This window comes from Bacillus sp. AY3-1 (genome assembly GCF_008368785.1).
Classification (GTDB): domain Bacteria; phylum Bacillota; class Bacilli; order Bacillales; family Bacillaceae_G; genus Bacillus_A; species Bacillus_A wiedmannii.
This window is the reverse complement of record NZ_QORZ01000009.1, coordinates 134,584-160,375: the sequence shown is the minus strand read 5'-3', so window position 1 is coordinate 160,375 and position 25,792 is coordinate 134,584. Positions and strand designations below refer to the sequence as shown.

At 35.0% G+C, this 25,792-nt stretch carries 22 protein-coding genes, 3 pseudogenes and 2 other annotated features (1 of these 27 cut by a window edge); of the genes and pseudogenes, 12 read left to right on the top strand and 13 right to left on the bottom strand.

What is annotated here, in order from left to right:
- Nucleotides 1–11 precede the first annotated feature (11 nt).
- A complete protein-coding gene (nprB, locus tag DN389_RS06125) occupies nucleotides 12–1,661 on the top strand; it encodes a neutral protease NprB (protein ID WP_142343534.1) in 1,650 nt (549 codons plus the stop codon).
- 194 nt (nucleotides 1,662–1,855) lie between these two features.
- Here nprB and DN389_RS06120 read toward each other — a convergent pair whose 3' ends face one another.
- The 4 genes from DN389_RS06120 to DN389_RS06105 all read right to left on the bottom strand — a co-directional run bounded on the left by DN389_RS06120 (nucleotide 1,856) and on the right by DN389_RS06105 (nucleotide 7,133).
- The gene (locus DN389_RS06120; RefSeq protein ID WP_000082523.1) at nucleotides 1,856–2,173 is read right to left on the bottom strand and encodes a metal-sulfur cluster assembly factor; all 318 of its coding nucleotides are present in this window, start codon (nucleotides 2,171–2,173) and stop codon (nucleotides 1,856–1,858) included.
- A gap of 118 nt (nucleotides 2,174–2,291) precedes the next feature.
- On the bottom strand, nucleotides 2,292–3,983 hold the full coding sequence (locus DN389_RS06115; protein WP_149236915.1) for a methyl-accepting chemotaxis protein: 1,692 nt from the start codon (nucleotides 3,981–3,983) through the stop codon (nucleotides 2,292–2,294).
- 225 nt (nucleotides 3,984–4,208) lie between these two features.
- Nucleotides 4,209–5,903, bottom strand: coding sequence for a methyl-accepting chemotaxis protein (locus DN389_RS06110; protein WP_149236914.1), 1,695 nt, complete (start codon nucleotides 5,901–5,903; stop codon nucleotides 4,209–4,211).
- A gap of 411 nt (nucleotides 5,904–6,314) precedes the next feature.
- Nucleotides 6,315–7,133 carry a class I SAM-dependent methyltransferase gene (locus DN389_RS06105; protein WP_098189394.1) on the bottom strand — a complete coding sequence of 273 codons (819 nt, stop codon included), beginning with the start codon at nucleotides 7,131–7,133 and terminating at the stop codon, nucleotides 6,315–6,317.
- Between the two features lie 114 nt (nucleotides 7,134–7,247).
- Nucleotides 7,248–7,518 (top strand) — a binding site (T-box leader).
- A 51-nt stretch (nucleotides 7,519–7,569) separates the two neighbouring features.
- Between DN389_RS06105 and metG the strand changes: the two are divergent.
- Nucleotides 7,570–9,018, top strand: a pseudogene (gene metG / locus DN389_RS06100) (methionine--tRNA ligase); the annotation flags it as partial.
- Nucleotides 9,019–9,240: 222 nt separating this feature from the next.
- Here metG and DN389_RS06095 read toward each other — a convergent pair.
- Together DN389_RS06095 and DN389_RS06090 are read right to left on the bottom strand one after the other, a co-directional pair.
- Nucleotides 9,241–11,163, bottom strand: coding sequence for a M56 family metallopeptidase (locus DN389_RS06095; protein WP_149236913.1), 1,923 nt, complete (start codon nucleotides 11,161–11,163; stop codon nucleotides 9,241–9,243).
- Nucleotides 11,163–11,564, bottom strand: a complete 402-nt coding sequence (locus tag DN389_RS06090; protein ID WP_149236912.1) for a BlaI/MecI/CopY family transcriptional regulator — start codon at nucleotides 11,562–11,564, stop codon at nucleotides 11,163–11,165. Before DN389_RS06090 ends, DN389_RS06095 begins: the two co-directional genes overlap by 1 nt.
- A gap of 408 nt (nucleotides 11,565–11,972) precedes the next feature.
- Here DN389_RS06090 and DN389_RS06085 point away from each other — a divergent pair.
- A pseudogene (locus DN389_RS06085) lies at nucleotides 11,973–12,167 on the top strand (methionine--tRNA ligase); the annotation flags it as partial.
- Between the two features lie 41 nt (nucleotides 12,168–12,208).
- Here DN389_RS06085 and DN389_RS06080 read toward each other — a convergent pair.
- The 5 genes from DN389_RS06080 to DN389_RS06060 all read right to left on the bottom strand — a co-directional run bounded on the left by DN389_RS06080 (nucleotide 12,209) and on the right by DN389_RS06060 (nucleotide 16,636).
- Nucleotides 12,209–13,111, bottom strand: a complete 903-nt coding sequence (locus DN389_RS06080) for an EamA family transporter (protein WP_087981962.1) — start codon at nucleotides 13,109–13,111, stop codon at nucleotides 12,209–12,211.
- 139 nt (nucleotides 13,112–13,250) lie between these two features.
- Nucleotides 13,251–14,693, bottom strand: a complete 1,443-nt coding sequence (locus DN389_RS06075) for a sensor histidine kinase (protein ID WP_000201984.1) — start codon at nucleotides 14,691–14,693, stop codon at nucleotides 13,251–13,253.
- Complete coding sequence (locus DN389_RS06070; protein ID WP_000148836.1) at nucleotides 14,671–15,336, bottom strand: response regulator transcription factor; 666 nt, start codon at nucleotides 15,334–15,336, stop codon at nucleotides 14,671–14,673. Before DN389_RS06070 ends, DN389_RS06075 begins: the two co-directional genes overlap by 23 nt.
- Nucleotides 15,337–15,700: 364 nt before the next feature.
- Nucleotides 15,701–16,162: a L,D-transpeptidase gene (locus DN389_RS06065; protein WP_098200305.1), complete on the bottom strand. Its 462-nt coding sequence runs from the start codon at nucleotides 16,160–16,162 to the stop codon at nucleotides 15,701–15,703.
- Between the two features lie 30 nt (nucleotides 16,163–16,192).
- Nucleotides 16,193–16,636 (bottom strand): DUF3978 family protein, encoded by a 444-nt coding sequence (locus tag DN389_RS06060; protein ID WP_000388758.1) that lies wholly within the window; start codon nucleotides 16,634–16,636, stop codon nucleotides 16,193–16,195.
- Between the two features lie 413 nt (nucleotides 16,637–17,049).
- Here DN389_RS06060 and DN389_RS06055 point away from each other — a divergent pair, with 413 nt between their 5' ends.
- The 5 genes from DN389_RS06055 (at nucleotide 17,050) to DN389_RS06035 (ending at nucleotide 20,117) form a co-directional block, all read left to right on the top strand.
- On the top strand, nucleotides 17,050–17,664 hold the full coding sequence (locus tag DN389_RS06055; protein ID WP_000454765.1) for a DedA family protein: 615 nt from the start codon (nucleotides 17,050–17,052) through the stop codon (nucleotides 17,662–17,664).
- A gap of 202 nt (nucleotides 17,665–17,866) precedes the next feature.
- On the top strand, nucleotides 17,867–18,088 hold the full coding sequence (locus DN389_RS06050) for a helix-turn-helix transcriptional regulator (protein WP_000776168.1): 222 nt from the start codon (nucleotides 17,867–17,869) through the stop codon (nucleotides 18,086–18,088).
- Complete coding sequence (locus DN389_RS06045; RefSeq protein ID WP_149236911.1) at nucleotides 18,078–18,785, top strand: DUF3169 family protein; 708 nt, start codon at nucleotides 18,078–18,080, stop codon at nucleotides 18,783–18,785. Before DN389_RS06050 ends, DN389_RS06045 begins: the two co-directional genes overlap by 11 nt.
- Nucleotides 18,786–18,797: 12 nt before the next feature.
- Nucleotides 18,798–19,880 carry a site-2 protease family protein gene (locus DN389_RS06040; RefSeq protein ID WP_149236910.1) on the top strand — a complete coding sequence of 361 codons (1,083 nt, stop codon included), beginning with the start codon at nucleotides 18,798–18,800 and terminating at the stop codon, nucleotides 19,878–19,880.
- A 96-nt stretch (nucleotides 19,881–19,976) separates the two neighbouring features.
- On the top strand, nucleotides 19,977–20,117 hold the full coding sequence (locus DN389_RS06035) for a DUF3985 family protein (protein WP_088123689.1): 141 nt from the start codon (nucleotides 19,977–19,979) through the stop codon (nucleotides 20,115–20,117).
- Between the two features lie 258 nt (nucleotides 20,118–20,375).
- Here DN389_RS06035 and DN389_RS06025 read toward each other — a convergent pair whose 3' ends face one another.
- Nucleotides 20,376–20,762, bottom strand: a complete 387-nt coding sequence (locus DN389_RS06025) for a DUF3938 domain-containing protein (RefSeq protein ID WP_001077775.1) — start codon at nucleotides 20,760–20,762, stop codon at nucleotides 20,376–20,378.
- 451 nt (nucleotides 20,763–21,213) lie between these two features.
- On the opposite strand from DN389_RS06025, the gene DN389_RS06020 reads away from it, so the two are divergent.
- Nucleotides 21,214–21,735, top strand: coding sequence for a GNAT family N-acetyltransferase (locus DN389_RS06020; protein ID WP_088123682.1), 522 nt, complete (start codon nucleotides 21,214–21,216; stop codon nucleotides 21,733–21,735).
- Between the two features lie 110 nt (nucleotides 21,736–21,845).
- On the opposite strand, the gene DN389_RS06015 is transcribed toward DN389_RS06020, so the two are convergent.
- Complete coding sequence (locus tag DN389_RS06015) at nucleotides 21,846–22,739, bottom strand: YitT family protein (protein ID WP_000530035.1); 894 nt, start codon at nucleotides 22,737–22,739, stop codon at nucleotides 21,846–21,848.
- 276 nt (nucleotides 22,740–23,015) lie between these two features.
- On the opposite strand from DN389_RS06015, the gene DN389_RS06010 reads away from it, so the two are divergent.
- The 3 genes and pseudogenes from DN389_RS06010 to DN389_RS29135 form a co-directional block, all read left to right on the top strand.
- On the top strand, nucleotides 23,016–23,300 hold the full coding sequence (locus DN389_RS06010) for a hypothetical protein (RefSeq protein WP_000394932.1): 285 nt from the start codon (nucleotides 23,016–23,018) through the stop codon (nucleotides 23,298–23,300).
- A gap of 28 nt (nucleotides 23,301–23,328) precedes the next feature.
- Entirely contained in the window at nucleotides 23,329–24,111 is a 783-nt protein-coding gene (yidC, locus tag DN389_RS06005) for a membrane protein insertase YidC (protein ID WP_088123681.1), read from the top strand.
- A 129-nt stretch (nucleotides 24,112–24,240) separates the two neighbouring features.
- Nucleotides 24,241–25,091: pseudogene (locus DN389_RS29135) on the top strand (hypothetical protein); the annotation flags it as partial.
- A gap of 657 nt (nucleotides 25,092–25,748) precedes the next feature.
- Nucleotides 25,749–25,792: a binding site (T-box leader), on the top strand; it runs 193 nt beyond the window's last position.

Genomic DNA, 25,792 nt, shown 5'->3' with positions numbered 1-25,792 from the left:
GGAATGTTATAGTGAAAAAGCAAGTCATTTCATCAGCATTAGCGTTAACTGTTATAGCCGGAGGATTTGGAACATTTGGAGCAACGACAACGAAAGCGGAAGAACAAAAAATTCAATATCATCAAGAATTTAAAACACCTGCATACATAGGTGAAGAATGGAAAGCACCGGAAGGACTAGATAAAAAAGAGACGGTCTTTCAATATTTAGAGAGTAAGAAAGATATGTTTAAATTAGCAGGAAATATCGATAAACACTTCAATGTCGTTGGAGAGGAAAAAGATGCTGAATCTGGTACGACACATGTGAAGTTAGTTGAGAAGCATAATAACATTCCTGTGTATGGTTCAGATCAAACTGTTACACTTGATAAAGAAAATAATGTAAAAGCATTCTTCGGACAAGTTATTCCGAATTTAGAGGATAAAAATATTCCTGCGTTTGCAAATATTAGTGCAGAGCAAGCTGAAACGATTGCAAAGGCAGATATTGAAAAAGAAGTTGGTAAAGTAAAGAATTATGACGGTGTGAAAAAAGATTTATTTGTGTATGAAAAAGATGGGAAGTACTATCTTGCATACTTAGTTAAAGCATCGATTTCAAAACCAGCTCCAGGATACTGGCATTATTTTGTTGATGCAACGAATGGAAATGTGATTGAGAAATATAACGCTGTAGATCACATTACAGGATTTGGTTACGGAGTATTAGGCGATAGACAATCATTTGAAATTGCTCAAGATGAGAAAACAGGAGCGTTCAACTTATTTGATGGTAAACGAGGACAAGGTGTTCACACATTTGATGCAGAAAATATGGATGAAAACTTGTTTAATTTATTCTCACAATGGCTTGGATATACAGGAGAAGAGGTTGAGAGTAAATCTAAGTTCTTCGAAGATAAAGCAGCGGTTGATGCGCATGTAAATGCAGGAAAAGTATACGATTACTACAAAAAGACATTTAATCGTAACTCTTTCGATGATAAAGGTGCGAAGCTTATTTCTACTGTTCACGTCGGAGAAAGCTGGAATAACGCAGCTTGGAATGGTGTGCAAATGATGTATGGTGATGGCGATGGAAAAACATTCATTCCATTATCTGCTGGACTAGATGTTATCGGTCATGAATTAACGCATGCTGTAACTGAACATACAGCAAACCTTGTTTATAAAAATGAGTCAGGTGCGTTAAATGAATCGTTATCTGATATTATGGGTGTCATGGTTGAGAAGAAGAGCTGGGATTTAGGTGCTGACATTTATACACCTGGAAAACCTGGTGATGCACTTCGTTCTTTGAAAGATCCAGCATCTATTCCAAATCCATTAAAACCAGGTGAAGGTTACCCAGATCATTACAATAAACGCTACACTGGAGCAGCTGATAATGGCGGCGTTCATATTAACAGTAGTATTAACAATAAAGCTGCATATTTAGTATCTGATGGCGGAGAGCATTACGGTGTGAAAGTAACTGGAGTAGGCCGTGAAGCGACAGAAAAAATTTATTACCGTGCTCTTACGAAATATTTAACTGCAAACTCTGACTTTAAGATGATGCGTCAAGCTGCTCTGCAGTCAGCTGAAGATTTATATGGTAAAAACTCTAAAGCTGTACAAGCTGTAACGAAAGCTTATGATGCAGTAGGCGTAAAATAATAAGAGAAAAAGACCTGACTAGGATGTCAGGTCTTTCTTTATCCCGAATTAACGGGCGTAAGACCCCCACCTCAAAATTCAGCGGAAGCAAAGAAGTTAGGTGGGGGATCAACTGCCCGTAAAAGCCCGATTGGTGAGGGCTGATAGTCAGTGGGGGATGAACAAAACCCCCACTGATTAAAGTTTCACTTTATTTAGTCGCGAATACCTAATGCGATTTTCGCCATACGTGACATGCGTTCTTTAGACCAAGGCGGATTCCAAACGACATTTACTTCTATTTCATTGACTTCAGGTACGTTCGTTGATAATACCTTTTTTACGTCTGATACAATTTGCCCAGCCATTGGACAACCGATAGAAGTCATCGTCATCGTAATGACAGCATTATTATTTTCATCTGCTGTAACGTCATAAACTAATCCAAGATTAACAATATCAACACCTAGTTCAGGGTCAATAACAGCTTCTAAGTTTGCATATAACTTTTCTTCAAATGCTTGTTGTGACATGTATAGCACCCCCTACATATTAATGATATCGATTCTCATTATAACGGATATATATATAATATGCAGGGAATGAGCTCAAAAAAATATTCCTCTTGAAAGAGGAATATTTTTTTGAAAGCTATTCAGTTTTGAAATGAGATACGAGTTGATCTAATTCTTCAACTGTTTGTTTCATTTGTTTAGCAGTTTGTGTCATTTCATTCATCGTAATGACTTTTTTCTCAGCAGATTGTGCTGTTGTCGCTGTTTCACTAGATACTTCAGTCGAAATAGAAGCGATGTTGTTCAGTGAAGCGTTCATTTCTTCAGCGCTTGCAGCCATTTCCTCAGCGGTTGCTGAGATGTCTTGCATTTGAGTAGATACTTTATTTACTTGTTCCACAATCGTTGTGAAAGAGTTGCCGGCTTCACGAATGACATGAATGCCTTCAAATGCTTCCGAACGGCCTTGGGACATCATAGAGCTCGCAGTTTCAGTGTCTTGTTGAATTTGATGTAGTAGTTGGTTAATATCTGTTGCCGCTGTTTTAGATTGTTCAGCAAGTTTTCGAACTTCGTCAGCTACGACAGCAAAACCTTTTCCTTGTTCGCCAGCACGAGCTGCTTCGATAGATGCATTTAAAGCAAGTAAGTTTGTTTGTTCTGCGATATTAGAAATAGATTGAACAGCTGTATCAATATATTTCGTGTGGGTGATTAGACGTTCGACCACTTCTGAAGTAGCATTTACCGCGTCGTGTATCGTTGTCATTTGGGAAACGGATTTTTGAATAACTGAACTTCCATCGTTAGCCTGTTCAGATGTAGTTACAGCAAGTTCAGTTACAGATGAAGCAGATTCAGCAATACGCTGAACGCTTACTGTCATATCGTCCATTGCAGTTGAGCTTTCTTCCATACTAGAGGCTTGCGATTGAATATTTGCATTTAAGCTAGACATCGAGCTTTGAACTCTTATTGTTGCCTCGCGTGATATATTCGTCTTTTCTAGCATATTTTCAGAAGCGTTTTGTACTTCTACGGATGTTTTTTGAACACGATTGATAATATGTTGTAGGTTTTCTAACATTTTATTAAATGATGTTGCAATCGTACCAATTTCATCATTACTATTTACTTGTAGGCGGGCTGTTAAGTCACCTTCTTGAGATGATAATTCTTTTAGTTTACTATCAATTTGTTGAATTGGTTTTACAAGCTTACCAGAGAACCACCATGCAAGAATGATAGCTACGATAATACAAATAACAAGTGATAAGAAGACAACATATTCAATTTGTAGTGAAGATTGATCAATTTTTTTGATAGATTGATCACGTAACTTAGCTTGTTCATTACTATAATTTGTGAAGTCACCAATTACTTTATAAACAGAGCCATTCTCTGTAGAAGCTACTTGTAAAGCTTCTTCCCACTTTTGTTCTTTTGCAAGGGTGAAGACTTTTTCTTCAATAAATTTTCTCCAAGTGGACCCTAAATTCATTGTATCTTTCACGGATTGAGAAATATTTGGATTAGAAAGAAGTTTATCTTTTGAATCCTCCAGACGCTTACTCATCTCGTTAAACTTGTCTAATTCTACTTGATCGTGTTGTAGTAAATAACCTCTTAAAGCAGAAAGTTGTACTTGATAAGCGTCTCCACGCTCTTTCAATTCTGTTGCCAGAGGAGAAATTTCTTTTTGTAATGTTTCAGCTTTACGAGATTGGTCAATAGCAAAAAATAAAATAAAAGCCAAGGCGATGCCAAATAAAGCGCAAATCGTTCCCATCATGAACATTAGTTTTTTTCGAATGCTAATAAAATTCATATGATAAAAAGCCTCCTTTGTGAAATCTTAGTATTAGAATTAATTAATGTAAAAAATCGAAAGAAAGCTTTACTCCGTCGGGAATAAAGCTTTCTTCTTTCCTTTAGGAATTATAGCAGACGGAATGGGAGATAGAAAGAGATATTTTAAGGTGAAAAAAGAGAGACTGTAAATCTCTCTTTTTAATAATTTGGATATCATAGAAGTATAAATGAAAATTTCGCTTTAAACGTTTGTTTTGAAATGGGAAACGAGAACTTCAAGTTCTTGTACGGTCGTTTTCATTTCAGAAGCTTTTTTAGCAACGACACTCATTTTATTTACTTGGTCACCAGCCGAAGTTGCTGTTTGTGATGTTTCGGCGGCAACTTCATTTGAAATAGAGGCGATGTTATTTAAAGCTGCATTCATTTCTTCTGAACTTGCGGCCATTTCTTCAGCAGTTGCAGACATTTCTTGCATTTGTGTAGAGACTTTATTAATGTGGTTAACAATTTCCGAGAATGAAAATCCAGCGGTACGAATGACTGTAATCCCTTCCGAAGCCTCTGACTGACCTTGTGTCATCATTTCATTTGCTATTTTTGTGTCAGCTTGAATTTGATGAAGTAAATGGTTAATGTCAGTTGCTGCTAGCTGAGATTGTTCAGCAAGTTTTCGTACTTCATCGGCAACAACGGCGAATCCTTTTCCGTGTTCGCCAGCACGTGCTGCTTCAATTGAAGCATTTAAAGCGAGTAAATTCGTTTGTTCCGCGATATTAGAAATGGATTGAAGTGCAGTATCAATATGATTTGTATGTGTAATGAGTCGCTCTACTACTTGTGATGTAGCGTTAACAGCTTCGTTAATTGTATGCATTTGTGTAATAGATTTCTCAATGACTTTATTCCCACTATCTGCTTTTTCTGAAGTTGTAACAGCTAGGCTAGCAACAGAGGAGGCAGATTCTGCAATACGCTGAACACTCGTTGTCATATCGTCCATTGCAGTTGAACTTTCTTCGATGCTTGAAACTTGTGAACGAATATTATACGCAAGAGCATTCATAGTTTCTTCGGTTTTTGCTGTATTTTCCATAGAAGCAGTGGTTTCGATAAACACATTTTCAGACGCTTCTTTTACACTTGTGGATGTTTGTTGCACTTGTTTTATGATACGTTGTAAGTTAGCGAGCATTTGATTAAAGGAATTGGCGATATCACCAATTTCATCTTTACTCGTTACGTGTAATCTAGCAGTTAAATCGCCGTCTTGAGAAGCTAATTCTTTTAATTTCTCATCAATTTGTCGTATCGGTTTAACGAGTTTACCAGAGAACCACCATGCTAATAAAATAGATGTTAACGTACATGTAATGAGTGAGAAGAAAATAATATATTGAATAAGAGATGAAGAAGACTCTACGTCAGCAATTAATGCGTCACGTTTATCATTTTCTTCATTTGCATATTTAGTAAAACGGCTTAAAAGATCGTTTACATAATCTGTTTGAGCTAAAGCGATTTTGGATGCTTCGTCCCATTTTCCTTCGCGAGCGAGAGGGAGGACTTCATTATCTATGACGCTTCGCCATTTTGCTCCCATTAAAATCGCTTCTTTCATTCCTTCTGGGAGTTTTTTATCACTTGTTACTTTCTCTCTAGTATCAGCAAGTTTTTTTCCTTCTCGGTTGAATTTATCCAATCCTTTTTGATCATGTGACAGTAAATATTCTTGTAAACCGGCAACTTGTGCTTGGAACCAATCACCACGTTCTTTTAAAATTGTTGCTCGTTTTGATACATCATTTTTTAACGTTTCAATTTCGCTTGCTTGGTTCATAGCGAATGAAAGAATAACAATAAGAGCAATACTAAATAAAGAAGAAATGCTTAAGAGTGTGAACAGTAGTTTTTTGCGAATACTAACATATTTCATCGTTACCCCTGCCTTTAAAAACTGTTTATTATAATTTATAAATATTAAGAACGAAATTAATAAAAACATCATTATGAAGTTATTAATCTGTTCAATGAAAATTATAGCAGATAATGGAAGATGGCAGATTAATATGAGTAAATGTTCTTAAAATGTATACATTTGTATATCAAAAAGTTCATAAATAAAAATGAGAAATGCTATTGTAATTTGAAATAACATCATGTATACTTCTAATTAGTTGATAACGATTATCAGTATCAACTGCAACATTACTCTTCGTTATGTTGGTCATACCCCTTTTTGACGACGTAAGTCAGAGACGAAATGTTGAAATATCTTGTGTCCTATTCTACAGAATTATGGTAATCTCCAACCTCAACTTATATGCGTGAGCATGCAAAAAGGATCCTATCCGTGAAGGGATCCTTTTTTGCATGCTGTCGCAATTAATGTATATAAACCAGGCACGCGATCTTCAATTTCTTCCGGTGCAGTAGAAGGGAAGACCCACCTTTGATGAGACCCGTGTTCTTCAACTAGTTTTTCAATTTTAAAATGTTCTTCCGCAAGTGTTGTAATAATTTCTCCTAGCGTCCAGCGACGGATGGTTGTTTTAGGCAATGATTCTTTCTGCGCTTCTGTAAGAAGGATGCTATAAGCAACATCATCTTCAATCAATTCTTCATCGAAATAATTTCCATTGGCCCGAAATGATGGGTGGTCTACTCCTAATAATTTCGTGTAAACAGGATGATAGTCACGAAGGATAAGCGTTCCATCTCCTTTAAGCAAGGTAGCAATTTTTTGAAAGAGCGGTTTTAAATCTAGAAAGTAATGGAGTACACCAAGTTCCAGTAATACGATATCAAATGATTCGGAGAGCTGTACATTTAGTACATCAGAAACGACATACTGGATAGAGACACCTGCTGCTTCCGCAAGTTCATTTGCATATTTTGCATTACTTGCCGAAATATCAACAACTGTTACGTCAGCTCCTAAAAGAGCGAGAGCAACGGCTTTATTGCCTTTTGAACCGAGTAAATTAATAATATGTTTTCCTTTTGGAGATTGTATGTAAGGTAAATAGTGATCTACCTCGCGCACGGGATCTTCCATAAGCTTTTTTGCATAATCGGCTGGTGCCCCGTGGCGATTCGTCCAAGCTTCATAAGCAGCTGCATTCCAGCTTTTTTCATTACGTGTGCTTAGTTGTTTTTGATTCAATCGTATCACTCCTTTTGTGAACGTATAGTTATTCGGCAGGGGGATAGGATTTCCTTTTCTTTCTGAATAAAAGTTTGATTTTTCAGTGATTAAGTCGTAAAATACGTGTTATATATAAAAGCGTTGAAAAGGAAAAGTAGAATGAAATCATTCTGTCCAGAGAGCTTCGGTAGCTGAGAAGAAGCAAGAATATTCATTTGAACAATGGCCTTTGAGCTTCGTCCTGAACTTATCAAATGATAATAGTAGGCGGCGACGAGAGTTGGTACTCGTTATCAAAACCACAGTATAAGAGCATATAGCTCCGTACTTGTTAAGGCTAATTATGTGAGTAATTGGCGAAATAAGGTGGTACCGCGACTGTTTATACAGCCCCGCCCTTATCTTTTTTAAGATAAGGGTGGGGCTTTTTTATATTTAAAAGGAGGAATGTAAGATGAGTATTTTTATTGGAGGCGCTTGGCCGTATGCAAATGGTTCGTTACATCTTGGACATATTGCGAGTTTGTTACCTGGAGATATTTTAGCACGTTATTACCGGGCAAAAGGTGAGAATGTGTTGTATGTTTCGGGAAGTGATTGTAATGGAACACCGATTGCAATTAGGGCAAAACAAGAAGGGGTGACGGCGAAGGAAATTGCTGATAAGTATCATGAAGAATTCCAGCGATGTTTTCATAAACTTGGTTTTACGTATGATTGCTATACACGTACAGATAGTGAGCACCATCATGAAACTGTTCAAAAAGTGTTTTTACGTTTATTAGAAGAAGATTATATTTATAAAAGGACAGTGGAACAAGCGTATTGCGAAGCGTGTACGCAGTTTTTACCTGATCGTTATGTAGAAGGCATTTGTCCATATTGCCATGAAGCAGCAAGAGGAGATCAATGCGATGCGTGTTCAGCTATTTTAGATCCACTCGATTTGCTAGAAAAGAAATGTAAGTTATGTGGTAGTACGCCATCCGTGCAGGAAACAGAGCATTTCTATTTTGCATTGCATACATTTCAGGAACAAATTAAAGAGGCAGTAGAAATCGCAAAACAAGAAGGAACATGGCGTGACAATGCGATTCAGCTAACAGAAAGGTATGTAAAGGAAGGATTACTAGATAGGGCTGTGTCACGTGATTTACCAATTGGGGTACCAATTCCAGTAGAAGGGTATGAAGATAAAAAAATTTACGTATGGATTGAAGCAGTGACAGGATATTATTCGGCGAGTAGACATTGGGCTGAAGAAACAGGGAAAGATGATCAAGAGTTTTGGGATAAAGAAGCGAAAACATATTATGTACACGGAAAGGATAATATTCCGTTTCATTCCATCATTTGGCCAGCGATATTGCTTGGAATAGGAGAAGGAGCCATTCCTCGTCATATCGTTTCGAATGAATATTTAACAGTTGAAAAAAGAAAGTTATCTACGAGTAAAAACTGGGCAGTATGGGTGCCTGACATATTAGAACGTTACAATCCAGATTCTATTCGTTACTTTTTAACAGTAAATGCACCAGAAAATCGTGATACTGATTTTTCATGGCGTGAATTCATTTACAGTCATAATAGTGAATTGTTAGGTGCATACGGAAACTTTGTGAACCGGACATTAAAGTTTATTGAAAAGTATTATGATGGTATTGTACCGAATGGAATTATTAATGAAGAGCTGAAAGAGAAGGTAGAAGGATTATATATAAATGTAGGAGAATCAATTGAGCAAACTAAATTTAAATTGGGGTTAGAAACAATATTTGATGCAGTACGTTTTGCAAATAAATACTTTGATGAGAGGCAGCCTTGGAAACAAAGGGAAGATGTTCCAGTTTCATGCGAAGAAACGATTTATAACTGTGTGTATCTTATCGCTAATTTTGCAAATTGTACAAAGACATGAAAATGGATACTTTTTTGACAAGAAAGTGGGTACTTTTTTATAAAGGAGTTGCTTCAGTTATACAACTACGTGTATCATTATCATGATTTTCAATATCTGTATTACTAATCTAATATGTATAAGAAAAAGAGGATATATGCTCATAAATTAAACATAATACCCTCTTCTTAGTTTAGTCTATTTAAACGGAATTCTGAGACTCTATTATTATTTTAGAAAGGACAGCATAATTTTCTCTGTTTCTTCTTTACTTAAATCACCTGCAATAATAAAGACTTGATAAGCGCTATTCTTTCCTTTTGCAGGAACAATCATTTGCATTGCTTTATAGGTTTCCTCTGTATCAAGACTTTCAACTAAGGTTATTTTTGTACCTTCTAATTCATAATTTGTTACCTTTTCATTATACTCCGCTCTTTTATTCGAGAATTCTTTTGCATCATCAGTAACTGCAGATTGGTGCACAATATATACATTATCTTTACTTTCATTTTGATATTCATAAATAAAATCGGGATTCATTTTTCCAGTAGTCATCGGTGTTGTAACACCTTCTCCAGTTAATTTAAACCCTTTTACCACATAACTTGGGGTCTTAATTGGAAAATCAACATATTTCTGTGCTTCCTTTTTAGTTAATCTAAAATGCGAATGAATTTTCTCTCTAAATGGTCCAATTTCTTCACTGTTTTTCTCATATTTTTTTTCCTCTTCTGGGTCTAACTTTTCAGGACTTCCTACTTGCCTTACTTTTTTATCTAAAATATGTGCTTCTGTTTCCAAAGTAATGAATCGATCAAATTCTTCTTTCGTAAACAGATTCCTCGCCACTCCAAGCTCTGTAAGTAAAGTATTATAGTCTCCTTCTGAAACAAAAAATTCTGCTTCTGCTTGTTCTTTTGTACCAATCATTTTTTCTACAATTTGCTGTATCGGAACATCTGTTTGTGTTTTTAATTCTTTCATATTATTTTTCACTTCTATTTGTTGTTTCTCAAGGGTAGTCGGCTTATCAGCACGGGCGTTTAATAAGGATACAGATGAAACGGCAATAATTGCCACAGCCCCTATTACAGACCAACGATATGATTTTTTTTGGAATTTTTTAATCATTAGAATTCTCCTTTTTAACGCTCTCTTATTTTTACTAAAATTTGCTATACTTGGTACTTGATAATAACTTGAGTAGTGTTCCAATAGACTAATAATAGTATGTCCATACGCAATTTGTTCCTCTGCATCTATACATGTAAGAGCTAATGCATCGCATGCTAGTTCTTGATCTTCCCGCATACATGAGTAGGCATACCATAGAATGGGATTAAACCAATTTAAAATGAGTAACCCATGCATAAGCCAATTCACACCAACATCTCTTCGCTTGATATGAGCTAATTCATGATAAAAAATATATCGTAATTGTTGTTCATCTAAAATCTTCATATGTACACTGGATAACAACAACTTGGGGCGAATAAATCCGAACACCGTTGGACTGGAAACCTTTCCAGATACAAATAGAGGGATATTCCGTTGAATAGACATAGATTGCTTACACTTTTCAAAAATCTGGACAATCTTCTCATCTGTAATAACAGGTTGTTTTTTTATGTAAAGTAATAAACGCCTGTTCATTATAAAAGTAGCAACACTTAGAAGGATAACGCCAGTAAGCCAAATATACATACAGATTGTATAGAATGAAATTATCTCATCTTCCTGCTTTTCATTAATACCTGCTTGTGTCTTGTTTGCCTGAACAGTTTTTGTTGAACTTGAGGTATAAGTATCTTTTTTTGTGTGAACCTTTGTATCGTCTATACCTTTTAATTCTTGCGTACTCTCTTTTGTAAGAAACTTAGCTACAGGATTTCCCCTAGAAATGAATGCATCATCATTCTTGTAAGTAAGAACAGAATAGATACTATAGGAACTATCTGGCGACCAAGGTAATACAAGTCTTATAATTAATATGATCCATAGCATATATTGCCAACGTGGAGTTAACTTATTTCTAAACAAGACCTTGATACACAAGATTAGGCCCACTAATATACTAGCCATAATGGAAGTCTCAATCATCCAATCAAAAAAAGCAGGTAGATAGATATTTATAAATTTTTCTATCACTATAATCTATCCTTCCTCTGATTTTCCTCAGTTTTCTCATCCAGAATACGTTTAAGTTCGTTAATATCTTCTGAAGACAGCTTTTCTTCTTTTAAGAAATTTACAAGTAAAGGTTTAAATGCTGCACCATAGAAACGTTTAAGTAAAGATTTCGTTTCTACTTGTAAATAACTATCTTGCGATACCAAAGGATAATAAGAGTACAAACGCCCTTTATCTTGATGATAAGCCACTGCTTCTTTGTGAACTAATCGATTAATCAGTGTTCGAATCGTTTTCGGTTTCCAATCCATTTTTACCTCCAACGCTTCAATTACTTCATTTGCTGTTTGTGGAGATTTTGACCACAATTCTTTCATTACTTCTAATTCAGCTTCCGAAATTTTAGGTAATTGTTTCATTAGTTTAAATTACACCCTCCTTTGATTACATTTGTAATCCACAACTGAATATTACACTTGTAATCTCTTGTTGTCAAGCTTGTTTGGTGTTTGTGGAATCCTTTCCTATAACCATCAACATAAGAATGGAAAAAATTAAAAGAAGTTTAGACTCTCATGTCCTGCTAATGAGATAAGAAAGTAAATCCTTCATGAATATTTTTGTTACTAATATAGAACTGGATTTTAACTTCACATCTATTTAGTATTTGCTATTTTTACAAAGTTTCCACTTTGGTGTCTTTGTTTAAAAAAGTACCCATTTTCTTGTCTCGATATATGGACAGGAAAGTGGGTACTAAATGAAATGTATCAGTAGATAATTCAGCATTTTTCACTATAAAATAAGTTCCTACTTTCATGTCTTTGTACACAAATCTCCTTGAACCGTTTTTACCATTCTCAAGTGAAAGAGTTAGAAATACATTATCGATTGTGAACCGAAATTGGGAGCCTGAAAATACGTTGCCGAATAGAATTGATAGTGTGCAGCCACTATTTGAACGAATTGATGTAAAACAAATTGAGCATGAAATAGAAAAGCTATATGGAGCGGTAAAGTGAGATAGAGAAAAAGACCTTTCAAATACATGAAAGGTCTTTTGTTACGCACTATGCACGCTACTATGTTTCTTTTCTTTCCTAGCGGTAAGCAGCTGAGGAGTAAAAATTCCAAGTAGTATAAAGAGTATCCCAATCCACTGCATGAAGGTTACGACTTCATGTACAAGTGTAATAGAAGCGATAATGGCCGTTGGTAATTCAGCTGCTCCTAGTATTGTACTAAGTCCTGTTCCTACTTTCGGTACACCAATTGAAAAACAAATGACAGGTACGACAACACCGAACAATCCGAGGAAGAAAGCGTATTTCCAAAGACCGGCTTGCAGGGTACCATCCGTTAAAAAGGTTGGCGGGAAGAATAGGCATACGATAAGAGTAGCGCTTGTTGTCATAAGAAAGCTTTTCGTATAAGGCGGAACTTCTGTAGCAACACGCCCACTTGCAAAAACATAGAATGAAAAAGAGACAGCGGCTAATAAACCAAAGATAATACCTTTCGTGGAAAAGTTTTGTCCGAGACCTTCAAAGACACCGCCTGCAAACAATGTTCCAGTAAATAAAATAATGATGGATATAACTTTCTCACGGCTTGGTAATGTTTGATTAGCGATTGCTTCTATAACGACACCAATCCATGTGAACTGGAAGAGTAGGACAACAGCGATAGATGCTGGTAGTTCTTCTACAGAAATAGCGTAGAAGATACCGGTCATACTCATTGTTGTGCCAACTGTTAGTAAGGAAAAGAATTGCTTTTTTGTTACTTTATGACGTGAAACGAAAAGAACGAGCAGAAGAAGCCCGATCCATCCGAAGACATATTGTCCTCCTAATAGTTGATGTGCTGAAAATCCATCAATGAATCCGAGTTTGAAAATAGTTGAAAGTACGCCGTAGCTACATGCTCCGAATAAAACAAGTAATGAATACTTAAATTTTTCCATGAAAATCCTCCTTTTAAATAATAAAAAACGCCCGCTATCCAAATAAGGACAACGGGCGAACGAAACAGAGTAAGACACTCTACAAAATTCCGCCACTCATACGAAGTATGAATTTGGGGTATGAAATTGTAGTAGGTTTTTACATTGCTTTTGGAAATACAATGGAGCATTTTACACCTTGAGGCGTGTTTTGTATCCCATAAGGAAACTGATGCTTATCTAGTATTTGTTTTACAATGTATAACCCAAGACCACTACCTTGTACTAAGCCGTGTTTGTCAGGGTTTGCGCGATAGAATGGTTCAAATAAATGGGCAAGTTTATCTTCATCTATTTGTGAACCTGTATTTAGTACTTCTAATGCGTAACCGTTTGGCTTTTCATAAAGCTTTATATATACATGCTGATGGTCAATTGTGTAATGAATTGCATTTGAAATAATGTTAAAAATAGCAGTTTGAATAAATTTAGGGTCAGCTAAAATTTGTACATCTTGCTTAATGTTAGATTGAACATTTAATTGCTTTACAGATACAAAGTAATCTACTTTCTTCATAACATCCTCAATAATAGTAGTTAATGAGATAACTTTTAAATCAGGTTTAAATTGAGGGTTTTGTATTTTGGATAATTCCGACATTTTTTCCGTTAATATGTTAATATCTTGCATCATTTCATAGGAACGTTTTAAATATTTATCTCTATCTTTATAAGCTCCAATTCCGTGAATCATGCCATCTAGTTGTCCCATAACGGCTGCGATTGGTGTTTTTAATTCATGGGATACCATAGACATAAATTCTTTACGAGATTGTTCTAATTGTTGTTCTCTCTTGAGCTCGTTTCTTAAATCTTGATTGCTTGCATGTAAATTCTTCACGATATTTGGGACCTGTGAAGCAGCTACTTGTAAATTAAAATCAGTTTGGTCTGTATTTTTGTTAAGTAGCTTTTTATCTGAGAAATCAAGATTCATAATATCTTTTAAAGCATCGCTCATAAATTGAAAAGGTTTGGCAATTAGTTTTGTATAAATTAAAGATCCGAGTAAAGATAATGCAAGCATTGTCGCGCCAATATGTGGAGCTAATTGCTGCAGTACATCTGTTAATTTTGGATTATCTTGTGCATCATTTGTTTTACTTGCTGCATTTTGTTTATGTAAGGCATCATTAGTAGCGACTTGCTTTTCCATCTCTGTAAGTGGAGCAGAAGTGCTATTTTTCCCCGTACTACTTTGTGTATGTTCTTTTGCTTTTGCAGTTTGGCTAGGCTGCAAAAGATGATTGATAGCTGTAGAGAGTGATTTATAATCTATAATAGAAGATTGGAAATTAAAAATGTCTCCCTGTGATACAGCTTTATTTTGATTCGTTTTACTTTGGTCGTTTTGTTTGTCTGAATCCGCTTGTTCTGTAGACAGCGCTCCATTTTCTTTTGCAAAACGTTCTTTATCGTAGTTTGAAGCTAGGAAGTAAATAATTTGATAAAGACAAAGTGATAAAAGAATACAAAATAATAAGGTTTTGATGAAAATATTTTTGGTGATGTTGTCTGTGCTACGATTCGATTTTGTAGCCAATGCCTTTCACCGTTTTAATATAAGGAATCCCTAATTTTTTTCTTAAGTTTTTAATATGTGTATCTATAACTCTTACATCACCATAATGTTCATAGCCCCATACCTTATTCAGCAAATCACTTCTTGATAATACTTTTCCCCGATTTTGCAGTAAAGTATAAATAATTTCAAATTCCTTTGTTGTTAATTCAATTTGATTACCATGAACATAAGCGGCATATGCTGTAGAATTTAACATCAATTCACGGAATTGTAGTATATTTGCGGTTTCTGCTTCCTTCGTTGCTGCCCTTCTTAATACAGCCTCTACACGTTTAATAAATACGGTGTAATGGAACGGTTTCGTAATATAGTCATCAATACCTAATTCAAATCCTTTAATTTCACTTTCTTCATTATGTAAGCCTGTTAACATAATGATCGGTACATCAGATTGTCCTCGCATAATTTTACAAATACTATAGCCATCTATATCTGGTAACATCACATCAAGGAGGACAAGATCGTATGAATTTTTTTGGAAAAGAAGTATACCTTCTGTTCCAGCGCCAACGACATCAACGGTAAAGTTTTGTGCCATTAGAAATTCACGAATCAGTTCTTGTATATCTGGGTTGTCTTCAATCACCAGTATATGCGTCATAGTAACACCTCCTAAATAACGCTTTTTACTGCAATATTCGAATTCATCATTTTTCCGATGACTCAGATTGTTTATACATATAATAAGCCCCCGCCATAAAATAATCATGAAAGTAGCAAGGGGAGTTGTTTAGTGAAACTGAATATTTAAGAATTACAGTAATTCTATTATAGTATGTATTGTAAAATTTATAAAATATTATAACTGTATAATTTTAATATCCATGTTTATCAATGTTTAGATGTTACTTAATACAATCTATCCCTATTATATATGTAAATACAGTTGTTTTGCTACTGTAAATGAAGAAATAAAATAAGCCAAGATATAAAATTCTTGGCTACACGTAAATCGTGTTGTTAGGTTATTTTACAGTGACAGTAGCCTGCTGGGGAATACGCTCAAATAACCAGTGTATGTCATTGTTATACATACGAATGCAACCTAGTGTTGTCCATTTGCCAATTGCCTGATTATTGTTCGTACCATGAATCGCATAAGTTGTTCCGTAAGTTCCTGCCATGTTTAGTCCGAGCCAACGGTCACCAAGTGGATTACGTGGATCGCCGCCTTTAATTTTTCCTGTATAGTAAGGACGGTTTTTAATTTTATTAACGATTTGAAAAGTACCTTTAGGCGTAGGTGTGGATGCTTTTCCAGTAGCGACAGTAAAACTCTTTATAAATTTTCCATTTTGATAATAATCCATTTTATTTAACTGCGTGTTTACAATCAGTTGATCGTTCGTTGTAGCTGCCTCAGCATTTGTGAATGGAATAGTTAAAAATCCTAATGATAATAGTGCGCTTAATAATAGTTTTTTCATTATATTCTCCTTTTTCCTATTGTAATAGTCTTACATACAATGAATTTGCAATCCTCGTAATACTTTATTTACATTTTCATCTAATGTTTCAAAGAAGGTAGTAATCTTTGGATTTTGTTTGTTGTTTTTATCAATAAGTAATCTTTCATTTAGTAAAAGTTCACCATGTAGTCCAAAACTTTGAACTTGAATATTTAGCTCATCTTCAGTTTCAGAAATAATTGGTAAGAAGTAGTGGAAAGCTTTCGTTGGAATGATGTAACTTTTACCAATCATGCTTTCTTGATTTGAATTAATCCATTTTTTCGTAACAATCTTAATGTTCTTTTTTGAAACGATAAAAGACAGTGTTGTAGATTTTGTTAAACTTACGTCAAATTCACTTGTTTCACATATGTGTAAATTAAAAACGGTTTCATTTTGGTGAGATTCAACATTTGTATTAATAAAATCGTGCATTTTATAAGCTTCCATTTCTTATTCACCCTTTTTTTAATTTCGAAAAGCGACTTATATTTATTCAATTTAATGATTAGTAATATATTAGTTAAATTTTTCAACAAATTCCGCTATAATCTTACAATACGTATATGAAGCTAATATGAAGTTAGTATGAGTTTGTAGTGGTTTTTTATTGAGAACGAAATAATGTGATTTTTAAGTGTTAAAAACTGGATGAAAAATGTATATTAAGGCCAGGTTTCTCACGGTATATATTTGTTAAGTTGTTTTTAAATGAACGTACATAGAAGTAAATAAAGAACAGAAAACTTTAGTGTGAGCCTTACAAAAATGTAATAAAAATGTAAGCTATTGTGATAGTTATTTCGACAATTTTTTTATACAATAATAGTAAGAAGTTGTACGTGATTGAAAGGAGAGATGACATGGAATGGATTCATGAATTATTTCAGCAATACGGGTACTATGTTGTACTTGTTGGTTTGCTGTTAGAATATATTGCACTTCCTTTTCCGGGAGAGCCAACGTTAGCATATGCAGGATTTTTAGCGCAGAAGGGCGATTTAAGTTTACCGATTTTAATTATCCTATCCTTTATTGGGACAAGTGTAGGAATGACAATTCAATACTTTTTAGGAAATAAATTAGGTATGCCCTTTGTTCAAAAGTATGGGAAATACGTATTTTTAACACAAAGAAAAATCGACTTAACAAGAATGTGGTTTGATAAGTATGGATACTTCCTTATTTTTATCGGTTTCTTTATTCCTGGTGTACGTCATTTTACAGGATACTTTGCAGGAATTATTAACTTACCATTCCGTCGTTTTGCAATTACAATTTACTCAGGTGCTCTATTTTGGGTATCATTCTTCTTAATCGGTGGTTACTGGTTAGGTGGCAACTTACATGATATTTTTGGAGTGTTAGAAGGTCACATCGGTAAAATCATTTTTGGAGTGATTGTGATTGTAGCAATTACGTTAGGTGTTCGTTTCCGCAAACAGTTGAAACGAGTATTGTTACAAAACGCAAGTTAATATGAAATCCATTCTATGTCAAAATTTAGGAAGGCAGTGCAAACGCACTGCCTTTTTTGTTTTAATAAGTTTTTGTTTGTTTATCAGTTTAAAATTCAATAGATTATATTGTCAATTATTAACGTCAAAATGACAATTATAATTGACAAAAATAAGGATATTATTTACAATTTTAATTAAATAAATGAAAAAGAGGGAAGACATGAAGCTTCAAAATCGAGTGAGGGAATTGCGAGCAAAGCATCGTTTATCACAAGGGGATTTAGGGAAAGCGATAGGATCATCACGGCAAACGATTAGTTTAATTGAGCGCGGGGATTATGCACCATCTATTGTATTGTCGCTAAAAATCGCACAAATTTTCAATGTACCGGTGGAGGAAATATTTACGTTAGTGGAGGGGGAAGAGGATGATGAAGAATAAACGAAAAAAACAATTTGATTTTGTGGGGAAAATAGCATTAAGTATGATGGGTGGCTTTTTAACATCTTATATAGCTTTAAATTTACTCTCGGATGAACCGAGAAAATTATCATCTAATACATTTATAGGTGTATGTACTATTTTTGGAATCTTAATGATGTACTACACTTGGAAGAATACACGTATGTTAGCGGAGGCACGCGATGAAGAAGAGAGCGTACAAGGCAGAAAATTAGGCATTATAAGTATATATTTACGTGTAGGTGATATAGTTACGCAGGCATGGTTTGTATATGCAGTTATTACATGTAGACGTGCACTGTTGCAGGATACAAATGTTTCATTTGCAGTGTGGAATTTAGTAGCTTCTATCGTCTGTTTAACTATTGTAGTGGTTATCGGGCTCATAACAAAAAATCGTTATAACAAGCTATATCCTGAACAAGGTGTAACATATATGGAATCTATGAAAATGTGGACGAAAAATGCAGATGAAGGATTAAAGCACATTGTGCATGAGGCTGGATATAAAGCGTATGAATTTACGAATACAATATTAGCATATGTATGGTGGGCTGCCGTTATATATACAGCGGCTAGTGACATCGATTTTGTATTAATTGGCTTAATCTCATTTATTTGGATATTGCATCTCGGAAAATTCATGTATGAAATGCAGAGAAAAATGATTTATTAAGGGGAGAAAAAGGTGGATATTTTAAGAAGACCAGCTGGTTCACTGACAGTGGCGCTCATTCTGTCCATTTTATACGGAGTGATCCGAACTGGAAAATTAGAAACAATGTTGAATATATGGGCATTATTGGGGATTTTTCTGTTAGTGGTAATCATTCATGAGTTAGGACATGTCATATTCGGCATAATAGGTGGTTTGACATTTAAATTTATGACAGTAGGGCCTATTACTGTTCAAAAAGAGAAGGGGAAAGTACGTATTCGAGAAAATAAATTATGGGCGTACTTCGGAGGCGTGGCAATGTTAATACCGCCTTCTATAGTAACACCGAACCTTTCGAAAAAATGGGCATGGATGACTTTAGGTGGACCAATAACAAGTATACTATTTGGTATTACTTTTGGTTACATATACATGGTGAGTTATTATCAATATCTGTTATATTTTTCTGTTTTCCATTTTGTAATTTTTGCGGTTACAATCGTACCGATAAAAGGAACGCTTATGAGCGATGGTATGCAATTTCTTATTTTAATTAAAGATGATGAAAAGGCGAAGCAGCATGTATATAACATTCAAGTATCGAGTGAGTTATTTAGTTATAAGAGGCCGAAAGATTGGGATAAGAGATTAGTAGAACTTACCGAAGATAAAATAAAAGAACATAAAAGTATAAGAGAGATCATGAGCGGACTTATGCTTGTCTTCCTTGCCCGGTCGGATCAAAAGGGAATGGAAAGAGCGATACCATATATAGAACAAGTTGCCCAGCTCCCTATAACGAAAGAAAATAAATATTTCGTCAGCAGTTTTCACAGTTGGTATCTTTTATATAAAGCTCTTTATCAGATGGATAGCCTTTCCCTGCATGAAGCGAAGGAACATGGGAAGGCCATTACAAAAGTGGACTTACATGGGTATTATCGCACACAAGGAATTGTTAAATATTTAGAGGGCGATATGGAAGCTTCCAACGTTTATATGAGGAAAGCGGATAAAGAATTGAAGAGCGCTGAGAATAGTGAAATAGGATATTTACAATTAGAGAGAGAATGGTTTGAGCAGCTGAAAGAGAGGGTATCTTACGATGGGTGAGGTATCCTCTTTTTTCTATGTCGTCTTATGCCGTTCCATAAAAAGTCTGAGGCGAGTAAAATAAGATAAGCAGAGCAAAGCTTGGAGGAATTCTAGATGGAAATTTTAACGGTTATTTTAATAGTCTTGCTCATTTATGCTGTTTTCAAAGTAGCGTATGTAGCATTAAAGATACTCGCGATCCTATTAGTTATCTTTTTAATCGTAGAGTTCGGCAGTAAATTGCTTGGGGGATAGGGTATGTTGTGCGTTTTGAGTGTCGAAGGGTGTCGGTAAGTCGATATCGAGTGTCGAATCGTCGATATAATGAAAAAATCGTTGATATAAGTGGAGAAATCGCCGATATATTTGAAAAATCGTTGATATATTTTAGTGAATACTAAGTGGGGTATGTGGAAAAGAAGTTGCCGTGAGGGTAGCTTCTTTTTATTTTAGTGATGGGGTATGAACAGGAAAGAGTAACAAAACAAAAAAGCTGGAAGAGTATCTTCCAGCTTACGAGTTACTTTCAATTTGGCGACCGTTTTCTTCTTCATTGTCTTGTAAAAGGTTGAATACGTCTGCTAGGCAGAATGCAATGAACCAAGTCCATAGACCGTGGAAGAAAGCTGAGCTTAATTGAAGTGGTAATGTATAGTTAGTCATTGAGTAGGAAATACATCCGCCAACGATTCCGATCATTGTTAATAACATTGTTTTTTGTGCATTTTCTTCTGGATTGAAGAGGAAGTAAATGTATCCACCTAAAATTGAAGCGCTTACAAGGGTTTCGATTCCATTAAAAATGATATTCTCTCCAAGCTGAGTGTTTGTCCAGAAGCAGATTGTTCCGCCGATAATAGCAAACAGGACAGCTATTGTGTATCTTATATATTGATTCATATGTTCATCTCCTTATGTAATAAGATGATTTGGAAGTCAAAAAGGTAGGTATAGTATATTGAAGTGAGTTTTAGTTGTACGTATCTTTTTATAAAAAGATCATTGAAGAGTGATCGGTTGTTTAAACCGTTACGTGTATGGTGTCTGAAATATACCCGACTGCTCGTTTCTTTTTGTTTGTAAGATTAGAGAAACTTCCAAGTCTATATACTCTTTTTTTGTGAGTCTGTTTTCATTATAACACATTTAGGGTCACAATAATAGAATTATCTGATTTTGTAATAAGTGTAAAAAATAAAAAGCGCAAGGAAATACCACTAACAATGCAGTTTAGTGGAAGAAGGATTTTAATTTATTATGATGAAATATGTAATCAAGGTGAGATCTAAGAAGGAGGCTTAAATACTATAAAAAATGTTTTGTAGCATGAATGTAAGGGAGGAGAGCTAACTTGGAGATCACAACAGAAAGATTAATAATTAGACCTTTTAAGAGTACGGATTTACAGGATGTATTTGCTATTTATAATAATGATGATACATGTAAGTTCCTATTACATAATAAGTGGACTCATGAAGATATGCAGAAAAAATTTAATAAGAAGCTATCAAATAATGTACTTACTAAAGAATCAATATTAAGTTTGGCAGTTATATACAAGACTAAAGTAATTGGTGATTTATCCGTATGGTACACAAATATGAAAGACACTGTTGAGATTGGTTATAGTTTTTCAAATGAAGTAGCTGGGAGAGGTTTGGCAACAGAAGCAGTAAATAGTTTGGTATTTAAATTATTTAATGAATTTAATGTACATCGTATACAAGCTAATCTTGATGCACGTAATACAGCTTCAAAAAAATTGTGTGAACGAATAGGCATGAGAAAGGAAGCCCATTTCATACAAGATTTTTGGAATAAAAATGAATGGACAGATAGTATCGTATATGGAATGCTATCCTCCGATTTGTAGTAATAAACTTCGTGATTTTATTATGCTAAAGGGTGCGTTAGTTGAATAACAAAGGGCATAACATATTATATATGACTAATATGTTATGCCCTTTAATGTATTAACCTTTTTTATATGCGTTTGAAACGGCCGACAATTTCAACTGTTTCAGTAATGTTCATGAATGCTTTGTTATCCACTTGACGGATAATACGTTTCATTTCGCCTAACTCATAGCGAGTCACGACAGTGTAAATCATTTTTTTCTTATGGTTTGTATAGCCGCCGACAGCATCTACCATTGTCACCCCGCGTATGCCGTGATGCAATAGTGCGCTTTTTATTTCCTCGCCTTTTTCTGTAACTGTCATTATCGTTAATTTAATATGTTTCGTATGCACAGCATCGATAACTTTGCTGACTACAAACCGGCTAATTAACGTATAAAGCGTAATATCCCATCCGAAAATAAATCCTGCTGCAACAAGTAAGATTAAGTTGAATCCAAAGATGATTGCTCCAATTGAAATATCTCGATGTTTTGCTACAATCAATCCAACAACATCAAAGCCACCTGTTGAAGAAGCAAATCGGAATATGATTCCGGAAGCTGCTCCGCAGATTACACCACCGAATACAGAAGACAGTAAAATATCGTCTGAAACTTGGTGTACAGGGATAATGTTCATCGCTAACGATGATACAGCTACAAAGTACGCTGTTAAAAAGGTTGTCTTCTTGCCTAAGTAAAAGTGACTTAAAATAAGAAGAGGAATGTTTAGTAAAAAGATAAGTGCACCGATATTGTAGTGCATTAAATAACCGATAATCATCCCTACACCAGCGAATCCACCGCTAATCATGTTATGCGGGATAAAGAACATATTCATAGAAATTGCATACAAAATAGAGGCTACGAAAATAACAACCAACTGTATGATAAATTCTAAGTGGAATGTTTTAGCTGCTGGGAAGGATAAAAAGGCGGTGTCGGGAACGTAATCGGCGTCTCCTAGTTGACCCATAGTATGTTTCATCTCCATATTCATTTTTGATTACAAGAAGAGAATAAAGGTTTTTTCAAAAACTGGCAATAGTTTTATTATAATGCGAAAATTTTATAAATTTCTAACAAATTAAACCTATACAAGGATACGTGTGAATATACTAAAGAAAGCGAATACATTGGTTTTCTAACATAGTTTTCTTGAGAAAATATGCAAAATACTTTTTTGACGATAAAAGGAAATAGAGAATGTTTGTTGAATGTGCTAAAATGATCTTATTAAGGATGTGAAGCGATGGAATTTTTATTGCAGGATGCAATTCTATATATATCGTTTGTAACGACAGCGCTTTGTTTATTAGAAGTTTTCTTCCTTGCTAATGTTTCTCGCTTTGTGCGTCAGCAAGCATCAAGTGGTAGACAAAGAGCCTTTAAACTAGTTAATACGTGTGAAGAGGGTACTGGTAATGTAACGCTTTTCTCTATTTTTTATAAATATGGAATGATTCGTTCTGTGCGCAGACAAGAATCCAGTGAAGAGAATGACGAGGTCGGTCCGTATACACCAATGTTTCGCTAAATAATTACGAAACATTGGAGGAATGAACATGTTAAAATCATACCGAGCTGTGCTCGTTAGTTTATCATTATTACTTGTTTTTGTTTTATCTGGTTGCAGTAATGCAGCCCCAATTGATGCACATAGTACGGGAATTTGGGATCATTATTTCGTATATCCAATCTCGTTTATGATTCAATTTGTTGCTCATCACATACCAGGAGCTAGCTTCGGGATTGCTATCATTATTATGACGCTCGTTATTCGTTCAGCCATGATTCCATTAGCTGTTTCACAATATCGTAGTCAAGCGAAAATGAAGAAAATGCAACCTGAACTGCAGAAGCTGAAACAAAAATACGGTGATGTGGGTAAAGATCTTGAAAAACAAAAGCAGTATCAAAAGGAAATGTCGGAACTAATGAAATCAGGCGGTTGGAATCCACTAGCTGGTTGCTGGCCACTATTAATACAAATGCCGATTTTCTCTGCTTTGTATTATGCGATTAGCCGAACAGAAGAGATTCGCACATCTTCGTTTTTATGGGTAAACTTAGGACATGCAGATCCTTATCATATATTACCGATTATCGCAGCGTTAACGACATTTATTCAGATGAAAGTTTTCCAATCTAATATTACAGCTGGAGAACAAGTACAGATGCTGAAAATACAACAAATTATGATGCCGGCAATGATTTTATTTATGGGATTTGCGGCGCCATCAGGACTTGTGTTGTACTGGATAACAGGTAATTTATTTACAATGACACAAACAATTGTATTAAGAAGAATAATGGAACGTGAAGAATTACAATTACAAAAAGCTTAGAACAACGCCGCTCGGGATGAGCGGCGTTTTTTTGTTAAGTCGTTAAGGAAATGTTAAGAAACCGACATTACTATAGGCATTGTATACGATAGTGTACATGCTTTAGAAATATGAAGGAGGAAATTTCCTATGAAGAAGAAAACAGTTGGGTATTTAGCGATTGCAGGTGCTTTATCATTCGGAATCATTGGAGGAGTCGGTATTCCGGCATTCGCGGCAACGAATACTCTAGCAGCTGAGCAGTCTACAAAAACGGCGAAAAAAGATTTAGATGACGCTACAAAACAAAAAGTAAAAACGATTATGGACGATACAAAGAAACAGTTGGGGGAGCTAGGTGTAAAGCTTCCAGAGAAAGAAAAACGTAAAGATATGTTTGCGGGATTAGATGATCAAACAAAAGAAAAAGCGAAATCGATTTTAGAGCAAGAGAAATCCGGTAAATTAACACGTGAACAAGCAAAAGAAGAATTAACAAAGCTAGGCGTGAAGTTCCCGGAAAAGGGTAAACATGGAGATATGTTTGCTAACTTAGACGAAGCAACAAAAGAAAAAGCAAAATCAGTATTAGAAAAAGAACAAAGCTAGGCGTGAAGTTCCCGGAAAAGGGTAAACATGGAGATATGTTTGCTAACTTAGACGAAGCAACAAAAGAAAAAGCAAAATCAATTTTAGAGCAAGAGAAATCCGGCAAATTAACACGTGAACAAGCAAAAGAAGAATTAACAAAGCTAGGCGTGAAGTCCCCGGAAAAGGGTAAGTATGGAGATATGTTTGCTAACTTAGACGAAGCAACAAAAGAAAAAGCGAAATCAATCTTAGAACAAGAGAAATCCGGCAAACTAACACGTGAACAAGCAAAAGAAGAATTAACAAAGCTAGGCGTGAAGTCCCCGGAAAAGGGTAAGTATGGAGATATGTTTGCTAACTTAGACGAAGCAACAAAAGAAAAAGCAAAATCAATTTTAGAGCAAGAGAAATCCGGCAAACTAACACGTGAACAAGCAAAAGAAGAATTAACAAAGCTAGGTGTGAAATTCCCAGAGAAAGGTAAGCGTAAAGACATGCTTGCTGACTTAGATGAAGCAACAAAAGAAAAAGCAAAGTCTATTTTTGAACAAGAAAAATCCGGGAAATTAACTCATGAGCAAGCAAAAGAAGAATTAATAAAGCTAGGTGTGAAATTTCCAGAGAAAGAGAAGCATGAAGACATCTTTGCGGGATTAGATGAGACAACGAAAGAAAAAGCGAAATCGATTTTAGAGAATGAAAAGAAACAATTAGAGGCGTTGAATGTGGATCTTCCGCATCATAAGTTTTTTATGAATAAAGATGAGAAATAATTGAGTGAAGTCGTATCTTCCGTGTGGGCAACCGGAAGGTATGTATGTGAGGAGTCTTTCTTTTAGAAAGTCTCCTCTTACTTATTGTCGTTTTTTGTTGGTAAATCGATATATTTTGAAAATCGCTGAGATAATTTTTACCGCTACGCTGTTCCAAAGATACTGGGGAATTAGAGAAATATTATAGCTTCTGTTATAATATAAGAAGAGAAACATTTCTTATGTTATATAAAAAAATATATTGATTTTTTCTAACAATTCAATATAATGAACAATAACTACAAAATTCGACATCAAGAAGTGATGATGAGGACATGATCAATTTTTTACGATTCTCA

Coding starts and splice junctions, on each gene's coding strand:
- DN389_RS06120 (WP_000082523.1), bottom strand. CDS start 2,173: ATGTCACAACAAGCATTTGAAGAAAAGTTATATGCAAACTTAGAAGCT.
- DN389_RS06115 (WP_149236915.1), bottom strand. CDS start 3,983: ATGAATTTTATTAGCATTCGAAAAAAACTAATGTTCATGATGGGAACG.
- DN389_RS06110 (WP_149236914.1), bottom strand. CDS start 5,903: ATGAAATATGTTAGTATTCGCAAAAAACTACTGTTCACACTCTTAAGC.
- DN389_RS06090 (WP_149236912.1), bottom strand. CDS start 11,564: ATGAAACAATTACCTAAAATTTCGGAAGCTGAATTAGAAGTAATGAAA.
- DN389_RS06080 (WP_087981962.1), bottom strand. CDS start 13,111: ATGGAAAAATTTAAGTATTCATTACTTGTTTTATTCGGAGCATGTAGC.
- DN389_RS06070 (WP_000148836.1), bottom strand. CDS start 15,336: ATGACGCATATACTGGTGATTGAAGACAACCCAGATATACAAGAACTG.
- DN389_RS06065 (WP_098200305.1), bottom strand. CDS start 16,162: ATGAAAAAACTATTATTAAGCGCACTATTATCATTAGGATTTTTAACT.
- DN389_RS06060 (WP_000388758.1), bottom strand. CDS start 16,636: ATGGAAGCTTATAAAATGCACGATTTTATTAATACAAATGTTGAATCT.
- DN389_RS06055 (WP_000454765.1), top strand. CDS start 17,050: ATGGAATGGATTCATGAATTATTTCAGCAATACGGGTACTATGTTGTA.
- DN389_RS06050 (WP_000776168.1), top strand. CDS start 17,867: ATGAAGCTTCAAAATCGAGTGAGGGAATTGCGAGCAAAGCATCGTTTA.
- DN389_RS06045 (WP_149236911.1), top strand. CDS start 18,078: ATGAAGAATAAACGAAAAAAACAATTTGATTTTGTGGGGAAAATAGCA.
- DN389_RS06035 (WP_088123689.1), top strand. CDS start 19,977: ATGGAAATTTTAACGGTTATTTTAATAGTCTTGCTCATTTATGCTGTT.
- DN389_RS06025 (WP_001077775.1), bottom strand. CDS start 20,762: ATGAATCAATATATAAGATACACAATAGCTGTCCTGTTTGCTATTATC.
- DN389_RS06015 (WP_000530035.1), bottom strand. CDS start 22,739: ATGGGTCAACTAGGAGACGCCGATTACGTTCCCGACACCGCCTTTTTA.
- DN389_RS06010 (WP_000394932.1), top strand. CDS start 23,016: ATGGAATTTTTATTGCAGGATGCAATTCTATATATATCGTTTGTAACG.
- yidC (WP_088123681.1), top strand. CDS start 23,329: ATGTTAAAATCATACCGAGCTGTGCTCGTTAGTTTATCATTATTACTT.